This window comes from Trinickia sp. Z7 (assembly GCF_056498045.1).
Genome location: NZ_JAUEQW010000003.1, coordinates 182,954 through 197,678, shown reverse-complemented (window position 1 = coordinate 197,678; position 14,725 = coordinate 182,954). Strand labels below are relative to the sequence as shown.

The following is a 14,725-nucleotide window of genomic DNA, read 5'->3' as shown; positions in this document are numbered from 1 at the left end:
AAGACAGGCAGCATGCGCGAAACGGCGCACGAGGCGCAAAGCGCCGAGCGGTGAGTTGGAAAGGCCGGCTTCGATAAGAGGGCGGGCAGAACGAGCGGTCTACACTCGAGCCGATGCGCTGACGCGTGCCTTAGTTGCGAAAGCCGGACATCGTTTGAGGCGGACGAGCGCCCGCGGCAGGGGGGCGAGGCACGCGGGTCGGGCCGCGCTCCTCGTTGTAGCGGGCGATGTCGGCGCGAATGGAGCCCGCGCGCAGGTACACGGCGCCGCCGTCGCGCGCTAGCGCGCGCGCCTCGTCGCTGACCGGCCGGAACGGGGTGGCAGTCGCCGCAACCGACGGCGCAGGGGCCACGCGCGGGCCGCCGTGACCATAGGGGCTCGTCGTCACGACGAACGAGCGCTGCCCGCCGCCACGCGGGGCAGCGCCTGCGGCCGGCGGTGCCGGCGCGCGCCAGAACGAGCCGGCGGCCGCACCGCCATGACCGCCGTGCGGACCTTGCGGACCTTGCGGCGGCCGAGCATGGGCGAGCGAGACCGCGGCTGCGCACAACGCAACCGCCGCCCAACGCAACAAAAAGGTATGAAGAGCCGAATCGGCCATGATCGATGCACTCGCCAACCATCCTCTCGGATGCCGTCGTGCATCGGCGCGCGGCGGGGCGCCTTTACCGAGCGGTCGTCAGATAAATCGGTGCTCCGAGGGATCTCCTCGGGTAATTTATGGGCCGCCCGTTCGGGTGTCGAGGCAAAAAATGTTAGGCGAGCAACGCCGTTGTAACGTGGTGTTACTGTGGCGGTTTTGTTCATTCGCCGGGATTCGTGCGACTATTTTCAACCGCTGCCAACGCGGTTTTGTTCGCCGTATTTTTTGTCCGTTTCACGCGCGTTTTTTGCGCAGCGCGTTTTTCATCGCTTACGAGAAGCTTTACTCATGCGTCGTCCCTCTTTTCTGGTGCCTGACAACTTCACGCTCGCATTGATCGGCACGGTGGTGCTGGCGAGCATTTTGCCCTGCCGCGGCGAAACGGCGGTGGCCATCAATTGGCTGACGAATATCGCCGTCGGTTTGCTGTTCTTTCTGCACGGCGCGAAACTCTCGCGCGAAGCGGTCGTCGCGGGGGCCACGCATTGGCGGCTGCACGCGCTCGTGCTCGTGAGCACCTTCGTCATGTTTCCGCTGCTCGGCTTGGCGATGAAGCCGCTCGCCGCCCCGCTCGTGACGCCCGAGCTTTACATGGGCATCCTGTTTCTGTGCACGTTGCCCTCGACGGTCCAGTCTTCGATCGCATTCACGTCGATCGCGCGCGGCAACGTACCGGCCGCCGTCTGCAGCGCCTCGGCCTCGAGCCTCATCGGGATCTTCGTCACGCCCGCGCTCGTGAGCCTGATCGTCACCAATCACGCGGGCTCGTCGGGCTCCGGATGGCACACCGTCGGCGCGATCGTCATGCAATTGCTCGTGCCGTTCATCGCGGGCCAGCTCTCGCGGCCGCTCATCGGTCCATGGCTCGAGCGCAACCGGCGGGTCCTGCGCTTCGTCGATCAAGGCTCGATCCTGCTCGTCGTGTACACGGCATTCAGCGAAGCCGTCAACGAAGGTCTTTGGCGGCACCTTTCGCTCGGCGCGCTGGGGGGCCTGTTCGTCGTCGACGCGCTGTTGCTCGCCGCGGCGCTCGCGCTCACCTCGCTTGCCAGCAAGCGCCTCGGCTTCAATCGCGAAGATCGGATCACGATCATCTTCTGCGGCTCGAAGAAAAGCCTCGCATCGGGCATCCCCATGGCGAAGGTGATCTTCGCCTCTCAAGCCGTGGGCGCGGTCGTCTTGCCGCTCATGCTGTTTCATCAAATCCAGTTGATGGTCTGCGCAGCGCTCGCCCAGCGGTGGGCTGCGCGCGATGTCCACCATGAAGGCCCGCGGCCGGCGGCGCACGCCGAGCACTGACGCGCGCGGCGCGGGCCGCATGGTCGGGCCCGCTGCCCGCGGGCGGATCGCGTTGCGCCGCCAATTCGCTCGAATCGAGAAACGCGATAACCAGCCACCGATTTTGCGGCGAAAAAAGCTCATTGCAAACGGCAAACGTTTGCGGTTTCTTCAATACCCAAATTTTGTGAAACGCGCGGCCGCCAAAGTACCGGGCGGGTTATCTCAGCTCAGCGGGCAAGCGAGGCCGGATAACGCTTACGAGGCAACGGCGCCGTCAGCGGCCAACCACCACTCATAAATCTTCTTAAAATCGTCCCACTCGACATTTAGCGCTATTAGAATGGCGCGACGGAACCGGGGTGCCGATAAGATTTTTCAGTAAATGCCGAAGTTGCACGTCCAAGCGAGAAAATAAATGAGTAGCGAGGATCGATCCGACGACGAACGCCAGGAAGAGGCGGCGCGCCGCGTACGGCGCATCCGGGGGCAGCGCGCCAAGACCATCGAGGCGCCGGAAGACAATCAATCGTTCGAAGACTACGCGGCCCATCGCCTGTGGTCGTTTCTCTGCGCGCAGCTTGCGACGGCGCTCGTCGGCTACGTCGTGCTGGTCGTCGGCGACGCTTGGCTCGACAATCAACGCATGGCGCCGGCAGCGCTCGCGAGTTCCCTGCCCGCGCTGCCGATGGCCGCCGCGCTTGCCGTGGCTTGGACCAAAGGCAGTGGGCTGCGCGCGAGTCTGGCCGCGCTCGCTTTCATCGCTTCGCTCGAAGCGGGCATCGTGCTGCACGCATTGCAATGGGGCGACGGCATGCTGATCGTGCTCCCGGCGTTCGTTCTGATTCCGCTGACCTTCAGTCCCGTGCTGCTGCGCGGATGGGATTTTCCGGCAACGGCCGCGCTCGCCATTGCCGGCCCGCTCGCGCTCGTCGCGCTCAGTAAGCCCCCCGCCGTCGAGCAGTTCGGCGTCGTGCTTTCCATGTTCATCGCCATATCGACGAGCCTAGTCACCAACCTGTTCGCGCTGCGCTCGCAGAAGAAAAGTTTCCGGTTGGAGCGCCAACTGCGCGCGTTCGCCGACATCGACGAGCTGACGCAGTTGCCCCGCAGGCGCCGCGTGTTCGAGCTGGGCCGGCGCATTCTGCTGCGCACCGAGCGCGTGGGCCAGCCCTTTTCCGTGTTGTACATCGACGCCGATCACTTCAAATCCGTGAACGATCGCTTCGGCCACGACACGGGCGACCGCGCGCTGCAATTGATCGCGCGGCATATCCAGGACAGCATGAGGCCGACCGACGTCGCGGGCCGTTTCGGCGGCGAGGAGTTCGTCGTTCTGCTGCCGGCCGCCGATCAGCACGACGCGGCGCGCGTCGCCGAGCGGCTGCGCAAGCGAATCGAGGATGCACGCCAGCTCGAAGTCACGTTGACGATCAGCGTGGGGGTCGCGCAACACGTGCGCGGCGAGCCGATCGAGCGCGTGATCCGGCGTGCCGACAGCGCATTGCTCGATGCGAAGGACAGCGGCCGCAACCGCGTCGTCATCGCGGAGCGCGCACACGATGCCGCGCCGCCCAACGAAACCGAGCCGATCGCTATCGCCGATCTCGTGCGCGAACACGTGGGTATCGACGCGGCGAACGACGCGGTGGCGCAGCCCGGTTGCGCACCGATCGCCGACTAGCCGCCGGGGCGGTGCCCCGGCGCGCACCATCGAAGTGCATCGCTTCACCGAAAATTCATTCAATTCTCAATCGCCAAGGTCGATAAGCCGACTATCCAATCCTTTCCGGCTTGTCGTTCCGTCATGTCATTGAGCCAGTCTTCGCCGCGCGGCGAGCCGTCCGTCACCGAGCTGATCGCTCGGCACGCGCTCACCGCCGTGTTTCAACCGATCGTCGATTTCGGCGGCGGCACGATCCTCGGTTACGAAGGGCTCATCCGCGGCCCGGCCGGATCCTCGCTGGAATCGCCGGGCGCGCTGTTCGATCGCGCCGCCCGCCAAGGCCAATGCGTGGCGCTCGAGCATGCCGCGGCGCGCACTTGCGCGACCGCTTTCGCGCAGCTCGGATGCGAAGGCAAACTATTCCTGAACTTCAGCGCCGACGCCCTCGTCGCGCTGCAGGCGACGAACGAGCGCATGATCGATTGGCTGCAGCAATGCGGCGTGGCGGCCGAGCGTCTCGTCGTCGAGCTGACCGAGCAAAGCACGATTGCCGACGTACGCAGCTTCGCACCGACCGTCGCGTCGCTGCGCGAGGCCGGCATCCAGTTCGCACTCGACGATTACGGCACGGCGAACGCGAGCATGAATCTTTGGGTGCGCCTGCAACCCGACGTCGTCAAAATCGATCGTTTCTTCATCGACGACATCGCCAACGACTCGCTCAAGTTCGAGGCCGTTCGCGCGATGCAGCATTTCGCGGAGGCGAGCGGCGCACGCCTCGTGGCCGAAGGCATCGAAAACGCAGCCGATTTGATCGTCGTGCGCGACATGGGAATCGCGCTCGGCCAAGGGTTTCTGCTCGGCCGGCCCGATCCGCGTGCCCCGCGCAAGCTTGCCGAACCCGCGCGCGAGGCCCTCGGCGCCAACCACATCGCCGTATTTCCCGGAGCGACGCGCGCCTCGATCGCCGCATCGCCCTCGGGCAGCATGGCGGCTGCGAAAATGATCGTCCCGGCGCCCGCGTTGCCCACGAGCGCGACGAACAACGACGTCCTCGATCTGTTCAATCGCCTGCCGGCGCTGCATGCGCTCGCCGTGGTCGAGCAAGACGAGCCGATCGCGCTCATCAACCGGCGCAGCTTCATGGACCGCTATGCCCTGCCCTATCACCGCGAGCTGTTCGGCAAACGCCCTTGCATGCTGTTCGCGAATGCGTCGCCCGTCGTCATCGAAAAATCGATGACCGTCGAGCAGATGGCCAAGCTGCTCGCGAGCGACGACCAGCGCTACCTCGCGGACGGCTTCGTCATCACCGACGAAGGGCGCTACGTGGGCCTGGGCACGGGCGAAAGCCTCGTCAGGGCCGTCACGGAAGTGCGCATCGAAGCGGCCCGCTACGCCAATCCGCTCACGTTTCTGCCCGGCAACATTCCGATCAGCTCCCATATCTCGCGGCTCGTGGGGCACCGGGTGCGGTTTCACGCGTGCTACGTCGATCTGAACCATTTCAAGCCGTTCAACGATCGTTACGGCTACTGGCAAGGCGACGAGGTGCTCAAGTTCGCGGCGGCCGTGCTGGCCGATGTGTGCGATCCGACGCGCGACTTCCTCGGCCACGTCGGCGGCGACGACTTCCTGATCCTGTTCCAAAGCGAGGACTGGCATACGCGCGTGTTGCGCGCGGTCGATGCGTTCAACACGGGCAGCCTGCATTTCTATGCGGACGAGGACCGCGAAGCCGGCGGCATTCACGGCGAAGACCGGCGCGGCAACCCAACGTTCTTCGGCTTCGTGACCATGGCGATCGGGTGCGTGCGGGTCGAGCCGGCTCGCGGCGCTCAGGCGCGCTACGGCAGCGAGGACATCGCATCGGTGGCCGCGCTGGCCAAGCACCGCGCCAAACAGGACGCGGCGGGGGTGTTCGTCATCGATCTCGAGGAAGGCGCGGCGCTCATGCATGCACGCGAAGCGCACGTTTAGCATTTTTTACTAAACAAAAAATGTTCCTGAATCATTGCAGGATCAACGCATAAGGGCAATCATGTAGCTCATCTGGCGGTCGTTTTTGCGATTTTTACTATACAATCGCCGCACCAAGACCCGAGGAACGAGCGACCATGGCCACCACGATTCGCGACATCGCCCGCGCGGCGAACGTGTCGATCGGCACCGTGTCGCGCGCCCTGAAAAACCAGCCGGGTCTGTCCGAAGCCACACGGCTGCGCGTGGTGGAAACGGCGCAGCGGCTCGGCTACGACGCGGCGCAATTGCGCCCGCGCATCCGGCGCCTCACGTTTCTGCTGCACCGGCAGCACAACAACTTCGGCTCGAGCCCCTTTTTCTCGCATGTCCTGCACGGCGTGGAGGACGCTTGCCGCGCACACGGCATCGTGCCCTCGCTGCTGACGGCCGGCCCGACCGAGGACGTGGCCGAGCAATTACGCCTGCACGCCCCCGATGCCATCGCAGTGGCAGGCTTCGTCGAGCCGGAAACGCTGGCCACCGTGGCCGCGATGCAGCGCCCGTTGGTGTTGATCGACCTGTGGGCGCCGAACATGCGCTCGGTCAATCTCGACAACGCGCAGGGGGCCATGCTGGCGATGCGGCACTTATTCGCCCTCGGGCGCCAGCGCGTGGCGTTCATCGGCGGCTCGCTCGCGCATTACAGCATCGCGCAGCGCGCGCTCGGCTACCGGCGCGCCTTCTTCGAAGCGGGGCTGCTGTTCGACCCGTCGCTGGAAACCTCTATCGACGCCCACCTGCCGCCGGACGAAGGCGCCGAATTGGCGATGCAGCGGCTACTCGACGCCCAAGGGCCCGAGCGCATGCCCAACGCGGTTTTCGCCTATAACGACGTTGCAGCGCTCGCCGCGATGCGCGTCGTGCTAGCACGCGGCTTGCGCGTGCCCGAGGACATCGCGTTCGTCGGCTTCGACGACATACCCGCGGCCTCCCACGCTACGCCCGCACTGACCACGATCGCGATCGACAAAGAAGCCCTCGGCGCGCGCGGCGTGCAGTTGCTGCTCGAAGATACGCCCGTCGAGTTGACGGTACGACTGCCGGTGCGGCTCGTCGCGCGGGCCAGCACGGTCGGCGGCGCCGGCGCGCAGCACGCGCTCGGTCAAGCCGGCATCGAATCGGAAATCACATCATGACGAAGCTTCCCAACGTTACTCGAGGCATCAAGCCGGCGCCCGGCACCGTCCATACGAATGCGCTCGTGCCGCCCGTCGACGATTTTCGGGATCGCGCGTTCTTGCTCGAGCACGTGGCCGATACGCTCGCGTTCTATGGGCCGACCGTCTACGACGCCTCGGGGGGCTTCTTCCACTATTTCAAGGACGACGGCGCGGTCTACAACCGCACCTCGCGCCATCTGGTGAGCAGTTGCCGCTTCGTCTTCAACTACGCGATGGCCTACCGGCATTTCCGCGATCCGCAATACCTGGAATACGCGCGTCACGGCCTCGCATTCTTGCGCGATGCCCACTGGGACCCGGAACATCGCGGCTACGACTGGGAGATCGAATGGCGCAACCGGGACAAGCGCACGGTGGACGGCACCCGGCACTGCTACGGCCTCGCGTTCGTTCTCCTCGCGCAAGCCCATGCGGCGATGGCCGGGATCGAAGAGGCGCGGCTGCAGATTGCCGAAACGTTCGAGCTGATGGAGCGCCGGTTCTGGGATCCGGCCGCTGGGCTCTACGCCGATGAAGCGACCCCCGACTGGCATGTCTCGACCTATCGCGGTCAGAACGCGAACATGCATGCGACCGAAGCGCTGCTCGCGGCCTACGAGGCGACCGGGCACCTCGTCTATCTCGACCGGGCCGAACGCGTCGCCACCCATATCACCGAGCGGCAGGCCAATCTCTCGCACGGGTTAGTTTGGGAGCACTTCCACGCCGATTGGTCGGTCGATTGGCACTACAACGAAGAAGACAGCTCGAACATCTTTCGGCCCTGGGGCTTTCAGCCCGGGCACCAGACGGAATGGGCCAAGCTGCTGTTGATCCTCGAGCGCCATCGCCCCCTGCCCTGGCTGCTGCCGCGCGCCGTCGAACTCTTCGATGCGGCGCTCACGCACGCTTGGGACGACGAGCACGGCGGCCTATGCTACGGCTTCGGCCCCGACGGCAAGATTTGCGATCACGACAAGTACTTTTGGGTGCAGGCCGAAACGCTGGCCGCCGCCGCACTGCTCGGCCATCGCACCGGCAGCGAGCGTTTTTGGGACTGGTACGACGAGATTTGGAGCTACAGCTGGACGCATTTCGTCGACCATCGCCATGGCGCCTGGTATCGCATCCTCACATGCGACAACCGCAAATACAGCGACGAAAAAAGCCCGGCCGGCAAAACCGATTACCACACGATGGGCGCTTGCTACGAAGTGTTGAACGCGCTTGGCGAAAGCCACGCGAGCGGCGACGCGCATGAAATCGGCGACGGCGTCGAACCGGCTTCTCCCCTGCAGGCGGCCAACCGCGGCAACGGCAACGGCCGCGGAACGGGCAACGGCAGCGGCTTGACCCGCCGCGCTTGAACGGACGATCTATGCAAACCCCGAGCGCTTCGAGCGCATCACAGGCCGCCGCGCGCGGCGAGCGGCCCGACCTCCCGCTGTTCGTCAGCGCGGGCGACATCCTGACCGATCTCGTGCGCACGGACGGGCCGCACTGGACTTCCCACCCGGGCGGCGCCGGTTGGAACGTGGCACGAGCCGTGGCGCGCCTGGGCGTGCCGACGGCGTTCGCGGGCGCGATCGGCGTCGACTGCTTCTCCGACGATTTGTGGCGCGCGAGCGAAGCGGCGGGCCTCGACTTACGCTTCTTGCAGCGCGTAGCGCGCGCACCGCTGTTGGCCATCGTGCATCGCACGCATCCGCCGGCCTATTTTTTTATCGGCGATGCCAGCGCCGACCTCGCGTTCGACCCCGAGTCGCTGCCGGAAGGCTGGGCCGGCGCGGCGCGCTGGGCGCATTTCGGCGGCATCAGCCTTGCGCGCGCGCCGCTATCCGCCACGCTCGCGACCTTGGCGGCCGAGCTGCGCGCGCAGGGCGTGCGCATCAGCTTCGATCCGAACTACCGCAACGTCATGGAGCACGGCTACCGCCCCATGCTCGAAACGATGGTGGCGCTCGCCGATCTCGTCAAAGTCTCCGACGAAGACTTGCGTTGCCTCTTCGGCACGGATGAAGACACGGCGCTCGACACCCTGCGCGCGATGAATCCCGAGGCGACCTTGCTCGTCACGCGCGGTTCGGGCGCCGCGACGTTGATCGCCCCCGGCGAGACGATCGCGGCGATGCCGCCGCGCGTCGAAGTCGTCGATACGGTCGGCGCGGGCGATGCCTCGATCGGCGGCTTGCTGTTCAGCCTGATGCAACGGCCCGAACGCGGCTGGCGCGATCATTTGACGTTCGCATTGGCGGCGGGTGCGGCGGCGTGCCGGCATGCGGGGGCGCATTCGCCGTCGCTCGACGAGATCGTCGCGCTGTTGGAATAGAACGGGGAACGGGCGGATAGCAGCGCTGTCTCGCCGCCGCGGCTCGGCTTGCCGCCGGTGGGCACGAGAAGCGCGTGCTACGATGGTTTTATCCGTCCCGGACAGGAGCGTCATCATGGAAGACGTCACCTACACGAAAGGAATCTACACGGCCACGGCCGGCGTTCAGCAACTCGACGACGGCCGGTTTCAAGGGGTCGTCCACCTGGCGCGCGACGACGCGGCCGAACCGGAGACGATGGTCTACGAAGTCAAGGGCGTGAGCGCAACCGTCTCGGAGGCGCTCGAAGAAGCCAAAGCGCTCGCCCATCAAATTCTCGGCGAAATCGAGTTGTAGCGCGAGTGGCGGCGCGGTGGCGCGTCCATCGCATCGGCCCGCCCCACTGGCTTCGAACGCTCGCCGAAACCAGGCGAATGGAGGTTCGAAATGACCGAAGAGAGCTACGTCTACGGCGTCTATTCGATCCACGTGCGTCCTATCGAGCTCGAAGGCTCGCGCTGGGACGCCGAGTATGAAATCCGGCAGCAGGACAAGCCCGTGCAGCGCTGGACGACGGTGGGCGGCGACGCGGGTTATGCCCAGGCCGCCGAGGCCATCGAATCGGCGCGCCAGCGAGCGCAAGCCGACATCGAGCGCGGCGCCGCCGTGCCCAAGCCCAGAGCGTTTCCGTAGTCGCGCGCAGAAGCCGCGCGTGCTACGCTGCGCCCGTTCCCGATGAAGCGCAGCATCGATGTCGACCGAGACACACCCACCCGACGCGGCCCCGCCAGAGGGCCAGGCCACACCGGAGCGCGCCGCCCCGCGCGTGCCGCGCTCGCCCCATGCCCGTCCCGCCCCGGATGCGGCCAAGCGGCCGCTCGCCGGCAACCGGAGCAGCCGCATCCTGCGCACGGGCACGGGCACGATCGTCACTCACGGCCTGCCGGGGCGAGCGAACCTCGATCTGTACCATCGCGCGCTCACGGCGAGTTGGCCCGTGTTCTTCGGGGCGCTCGCCGCGTTCTTCGTGCTGCTGAACGCGGCATTCGCCGCACTTTACTCTTGCGGTCAAGCGCCGATCGCGAATCAAGCCCCCGACGGCTTCCTCGGCGCATTCTTCTTCAGCGTGGAAACGCTCGCGACGGTCGGCTACGGCGACATGCACCCGCAGACGGTCTACGCTCACGCGATCGCAACGCTCGAGATCTTCACGGGCATGTCGAGCATCGCTTTGGCGACAGGCCTCATCTTCGTGCGTTTTTCCCGCCCTCGGGCTCGCATCATCTTTGCGCGCTATGCCGTCGTGCGCCCGCTCGACGGCAAACCGACACTGATGCTGCGCGCCGCCAACGCGCGGCAAAACTTCATCGTCGAAGCCAAGGCCAAGCTTCGGCTGATGCGCTATGAGCGCAAGCCCGAGGGCTATCCGCTGTGGCGCATCCAAGACCTGAAGCTCGTGCGCGAGCAGCATCCGACTTTCCTGCTGGGTTGGAACCTGATGCACGTGATCGACGAAACGAGCCCGCTCTACGGTGAAACGGCGGAAAGCCTCGCCGCCAGCGAAGCGTCGTTGATGTTGATGATCGAGGGCGCCGACGAAACCACGACGCAGACGATGTATGGCCGCCGCGCATGGGGCCACGAGGATATCCGCTGGCAGCATCGGTTCGTCGACTTGCTGCATGAGGACGAGGACGGCATCACGCACATCGACTACGCGCAGTTCGACGAGGTCGTTCCCCTGGACGATCGAGACGAGGCCGGCGCGAAAGCCGCCGCGACCTCACCAGCCCCGCAAGCCCCGACCGCGCCGGCATAACCGGCCTCGCAACCCGGTCGGCGGAAAATTCCTCTCCAATCCGAGGCTTGGCGCGGACAAAATGCCGCACCTTCGCGCCGCCATCGACGAGATAGCAAAAATCCTCCGGCTGCCTCGCTAAAGAATAGAGCCTTCGCTGCCCCGCGTCGAACGGGCGTACCCTCTTCGGCCGGACACCGGTCTTGGATGGGGCAAAAAAGCTTGAAGGAGACACACCATGACCGCCCGCCTGCCGATCGACGGCACGCCTGCTCTATCCGAATACCGCCTCACCGATAACCTGACCGCCACGCGCGGCCGCATCTTTCTCACCGGCACGCAGGCGCTCGTGCGCATCATGCTGATGCAGCGCGAGCTCGATCGTGCGCTCGGCTGGAATACGGCAGGCTTCGTCAGCGGCTATCGCGGCTCGCCCCTCGGCATGGTCGATCAGCAGATGTGGAAGGCCAAGAAGCTGCTCGATGCGAACGATGTGCGCTTTCTGCCCGCGATCAACGAAGAACTCGGCGGCACCGCCGTGCTCGGCACTCAGCGGGTCGAAGCCGATCCCGAACGCACCGTCGATGGGGTGTTCGCCATGTGGTATGGCAAAGGCCCGGGCGTCGACCGCGCGGGCGACGCCCTGAAGCACGGCAACGCCTACGGCTCGTCGCCGCACGGCGGCGTGCTCGTCGTGGCCGGCGACGATCACGGCTGCGTCTCGTCCTCGATGCCGCATCAAAGCGACTTCGCGCTCATGGCGTGGCACATGCCGATAGTCAACCCGTCGCACATCGCCGACATGCTGGAATTCGGCGCCTACGGCTTCGCGCTCTCGCGCTTCTCGGGCGCATGGGTGGGCTTCAAGGCGATTTCGGAGACGGTCGAATCGGGCGCCACGGTCGATCTGGACGCCTTGGCCTCGCGCTGGCCCGCCCCCACCGATTTCGCCGCGCCCGCGGGCGGCCTGCACAATCGCTGGCCCGACCTGCCGAGCCTGACCATCGAAGCGCGTCTGGCCGCCAAGCTCGATGCCGTGCGCGCGTTCGCCCGCGTCAACAGCATCGACAAATGGATCGCCCCGAGCCTCGCCGCCGATATCGGCATCGTCACCTGCGGCAAAACGCATCTCGATCTGATGGAGGCGCTGCGCCGGCTCGATCTGACCGTCGCCGATCTCGACGCCGCGGGCGTGCGCATCTATAAGGTCGGGCTCTCGTTCCCGCTCGAACTGTCGCGCATCGATACGTTCGTCCAGGGGCTCTCCGAAGTGCTCGTGATCGAAGAGAAAGGCCCGGTCGTCGAGCAACAAATCAAGGACTACCTGTACAACCGCCCGGCGAGTGAGCGCCCGGCGATCATCGGCAAGCACGACGCAGGCGGCGCGCCGCTGCTCTCGGCGCTCGGCGAGCTGCGCCCCTCGCGCGTGCTGCCCGTGTTCGCCCAATGGCTAGCCGGGCACAAGCCCGCGCTGGACCGGCGCGAGCGCGTCGTCGATCTCGTCGCGCCGAGCATTCTCTCGAACGCGGCAGACGCCGTGCGCCGCACGCCCTACTTCTGCTCGGGCTGCCCGCACAACACGTCGACGAAAGTGCCCGAAGGCTCGATCGCGCACGCCGGCATCGGCTGCCATTTCATGGCCTCGTGGATGGATCGCGCCACCACGGGCTTGATTCAGATGGGCGGGGAAGGCGTCGACTGGGCCTCGCACTCGATGTTCACCAAGACCAAGCATGTCTTTCAGAACCTGGGCGACGGCACCTATTTTCATTCGGGCATCCTCGCCATCCGCCAAGCCGTGGCGGCCAAGACGAACATCACCTACAAGATTCTCTACAACGACGCCGTCGCCATGACGGGCGGCCAACCCGTCGACGGCAGCATTTCGGTGCCGCAGATCGCCCGTCAAGTCGAAGCCGAAGGCGTCTCGCGCTTCGTCGTCGTCTCGGACGAGCCCGAGAAGTACGACGGGCATCATGCCCTCTTCCCGAAAGGCACGACGTTCCATCATCGGCGCGAACTCGACGACGTCCAGCGCGAGCTGCGCGACACGCCGGGCGTCACGGTCCTCATCTACGATCAAACCTGCGCCGCCGAAAAACGCCGCCGCCGCAAGAAAGGCGAATTTCCCGATCCGGACAAGCGGCTGTTCATCAACGAAGCGGTCTGCGAAGGCTGCGGCGATTGCGGCGTGCAGTCGAACTGCCTGTCGGTCGAACCCGTGGAAACGCCGCTTGGCCGCAAGCGCCGAATCGACCAATCGTCGTGCAACAAGGACTTCTCCTGCGTCAACGGCTTTTGCCCAAGCTTCGTCACGATCGAAGGCGGGAAGCTGAAGAAGGCGGCGGGCGTGGCGTTCGACGAAGCAGCGTTGGCGCGCAGCGTCGAAGCGTTGCCGGTGCCGCACACGCATCTGGATGCCGCGCCTTACGATATCCTCGTAACCGGCGTGGGCGGCACGGGCGTCGTCACCGTCGGCGCGCTGATCAGCATGGCCGCTCACCTCGAAGGTAAAAGCGCGTCGGTGCTCGACTTCATGGGCTTCGCGCAAAAGGGCGGCTCGGTGCTCTCGTTCGTGCGCTTCGCCGCGAGCGACGAATGGCTGAACCAAGTGCGCATCGATACGCAGCAGGCCGACCTGCTGCTTGCCTGCGACATGGTGGTCGGGGCTAGCGCGGACGCATTGCAAACGGTTCGCCACGGCCGCACGCGGATCGTCGTCAACACCCACCAGATTCCGAACGCCTCGTTCGTCCACGATCCGGACGCGAATTTGCACGCCGATGCGCTCGTCGACAAGATGCGCGCCGCCGCGGGCGCGCAATTCATGTCGACCTGCGATGCACAGGCGCTCGCCGCGAAGTTCCTCGGCGATTCGATCGGGGCGAACATTCTCATGCTCGGCTTCGCCTGGCAGTTGGGCCTCGTGCCGGTGTCGCACGCGGCGCTCATGCGCGCGATCGAGCTGAACAACGTCGCCGTGCCGATGAACAAGCTCGCATTCGCGGTAGGCCGCCTCGCGGCGGGCGACGCGGCCGCGCTCGAAGCGCTTTGGGCCGCGCGTCATACGACGCCCACGGCCAGTGCGACGCCCGCGGGCGAGCTTGCCGAACTGGACGCGCTCGTCGCGGATCGCGAACAGCGCCTCGCCGCCTATGGCGGTGCGCGCTACGTCGAGCGCTATCGCGCACTCGTCGCGGCGGCGCGCCACGCCGAAAACCGTGTGCCGCACGCGCGGGTCGCGCGCGCGGTGGCCACGACGTTCTACCGCTTGCTCGCCGTGAAAGACGAATACGAAGTCGCACGCTTGCACACCGACGCCGCATTTCGCGAGGCGCTCGAAGCACAGTTCGAAGGTAAGGCCGGCAAGGACTTTCGCGTCAGTTTCAACATGGCGCCTCCGGCGCTCGCGAAAGCCAAGGCAGGCCAGGTGCCGCGCAAGCTGACGTTCGGCCAATGGCTCTGGCCGGTGCTCGGCATGCTCGCGAAATGGCGCGGTTTGCGCGGCACCGCGCTCGATCCGTTCGGCCGCTCGGCGGAACGCCGCATGGAACGCGCGCTTGCCGGCGACTATGAAACGACGATGGCACGCGCGTTCGGTTGCATGAACGCGGAAAATGCCGAAGCCATCGCGCAGCTAGCGGAACTGCACGCTCGCGTGCGCGGCTACGGGCACGTGAAACTGCGCAATCTAGCCGGCGTGAAGCGCAGCGAGCGCGAGCTGGCTGCCCGCATCGGCGTGGAGGCGGCGACCAGCCTCGCCGTGCAACACGCGCTCGACGAGGCGAAGGGCGCGGGCTCGCTGCGCGGCATCCCGGTCGTGGTTGCGAAATAAGAAAAAGAGATTCG

11 protein-coding genes are annotated in these 14,725 nt (G+C 65.9%); 10 read left to right on the top strand and 1 reads right to left on the bottom strand.

What is annotated here, in order from left to right; translation table 11 throughout:
• Window positions 1–130: 130 nt before the first annotated feature.
• A complete protein-coding gene (locus tag QQS38_RS07375) occupies window positions 131–601 on the bottom strand; it encodes a peptide-binding protein (protein WP_479644720.1) in 471 nt (156 codons plus the stop codon).
• 330 nt (window positions 602–931) lie between these two features.
• Here QQS38_RS07375 and QQS38_RS07370 point away from each other — a divergent pair, with 330 nt between their 5' ends.
• From QQS38_RS07370 to QQS38_RS07325, 10 genes are all read left to right on the top strand, one after another.
• The gene (locus QQS38_RS07370; protein ID WP_479644719.1) at window positions 932–1,942 is read left to right on the top strand and encodes a bile acid:sodium symporter family protein; all 1,011 of its coding nucleotides are present in this window, start codon (window positions 932–934) and stop codon (window positions 1,940–1,942) included.
• A gap of 397 nt (window positions 1,943–2,339) precedes the next feature.
• Entirely contained in the window at window positions 2,340–3,605 is a 1,266-nt protein-coding gene (locus QQS38_RS07365; protein ID WP_479644718.1) for a GGDEF domain-containing protein, read from the top strand.
• A 123-nt stretch (window positions 3,606–3,728) separates the two neighbouring features.
• On the top strand, window positions 3,729–5,567 hold the full coding sequence (locus QQS38_RS07360) for an EAL domain-containing protein (protein ID WP_479644717.1): 1,839 nt from the start codon (window positions 3,729–3,731) through the stop codon (window positions 5,565–5,567).
• Window positions 5,568–5,704: 137 nt separating this feature from the next.
• Window positions 5,705–6,745 (top strand): LacI family DNA-binding transcriptional regulator, encoded by a 1,041-nt coding sequence (locus QQS38_RS07355; protein WP_479644716.1) that lies wholly within the window; start codon window positions 5,705–5,707, stop codon window positions 6,743–6,745.
• The gene (locus QQS38_RS07350; RefSeq protein ID WP_479644715.1) at window positions 6,742–8,136 is read left to right on the top strand and encodes an AGE family epimerase/isomerase; all 1,395 of its coding nucleotides are present in this window, start codon (window positions 6,742–6,744) and stop codon (window positions 8,134–8,136) included. Before QQS38_RS07355 ends, QQS38_RS07350 begins: the two co-directional genes overlap by 4 nt.
• An 11-nt stretch (window positions 8,137–8,147) precedes the next feature.
• Window positions 8,148–9,098 (top strand): carbohydrate kinase family protein, encoded by a 951-nt coding sequence (locus QQS38_RS07345; RefSeq protein WP_479644714.1) that lies wholly within the window; start codon window positions 8,148–8,150, stop codon window positions 9,096–9,098.
• Window positions 9,099–9,213: 115 nt separating this feature from the next.
• A complete protein-coding gene (locus tag QQS38_RS07340) occupies window positions 9,214–9,435 on the top strand; it encodes a hypothetical protein (RefSeq protein WP_479644713.1) in 222 nt (73 codons plus the stop codon).
• A 90-nt stretch (window positions 9,436–9,525) separates the two neighbouring features.
• On the top strand, window positions 9,526–9,771 hold the full coding sequence (locus QQS38_RS07335; protein WP_479644712.1) for a hypothetical protein: 246 nt from the start codon (window positions 9,526–9,528) through the stop codon (window positions 9,769–9,771).
• A gap of 58 nt (window positions 9,772–9,829) precedes the next feature.
• Window positions 9,830–10,897 (top strand): ion channel, encoded by a 1,068-nt coding sequence (locus QQS38_RS07330; RefSeq protein WP_479644711.1) that lies wholly within the window; start codon window positions 9,830–9,832, stop codon window positions 10,895–10,897.
• Window positions 10,898–11,114: 217 nt separating this feature from the next.
• On the top strand, window positions 11,115–14,711 hold the full coding sequence (locus tag QQS38_RS07325; protein WP_479644710.1) for an indolepyruvate ferredoxin oxidoreductase family protein: 3,597 nt from the start codon (window positions 11,115–11,117) through the stop codon (window positions 14,709–14,711).
• The last annotated feature ends 14 nt before the right edge of the window (window positions 14,712–14,725 follow it).

Coding starts and splice junctions, on each gene's coding strand:
- QQS38_RS07375 (WP_479644720.1), bottom strand. CDS start 601: ATGGCCGATTCGGCTCTTCATACCTTTTTGTTGCGTTGGGCGGCGGTT.
- QQS38_RS07370 (WP_479644719.1), top strand. CDS start 932: ATGCGTCGTCCCTCTTTTCTGGTGCCTGACAACTTCACGCTCGCATTG.
- QQS38_RS07365 (WP_479644718.1), top strand. CDS start 2,340: ATGAGTAGCGAGGATCGATCCGACGACGAACGCCAGGAAGAGGCGGCG.
- QQS38_RS07360 (WP_479644717.1), top strand. CDS start 3,729: ATGTCATTGAGCCAGTCTTCGCCGCGCGGCGAGCCGTCCGTCACCGAG.
- QQS38_RS07355 (WP_479644716.1), top strand. CDS start 5,705: ATGGCCACCACGATTCGCGACATCGCCCGCGCGGCGAACGTGTCGATC.
- QQS38_RS07350 (WP_479644715.1), top strand. CDS start 6,742: ATGACGAAGCTTCCCAACGTTACTCGAGGCATCAAGCCGGCGCCCGGC.
- QQS38_RS07345 (WP_479644714.1), top strand. CDS start 8,148: ATGCAAACCCCGAGCGCTTCGAGCGCATCACAGGCCGCCGCGCGCGGC.
- QQS38_RS07340 (WP_479644713.1), top strand. CDS start 9,214: ATGGAAGACGTCACCTACACGAAAGGAATCTACACGGCCACGGCCGGC.
- QQS38_RS07335 (WP_479644712.1), top strand. CDS start 9,526: ATGACCGAAGAGAGCTACGTCTACGGCGTCTATTCGATCCACGTGCGT.
- QQS38_RS07330 (WP_479644711.1), top strand. CDS start 9,830: ATGTCGACCGAGACACACCCACCCGACGCGGCCCCGCCAGAGGGCCAG.
- QQS38_RS07325 (WP_479644710.1), top strand. CDS start 11,115: ATGACCGCCCGCCTGCCGATCGACGGCACGCCTGCTCTATCCGAATAC.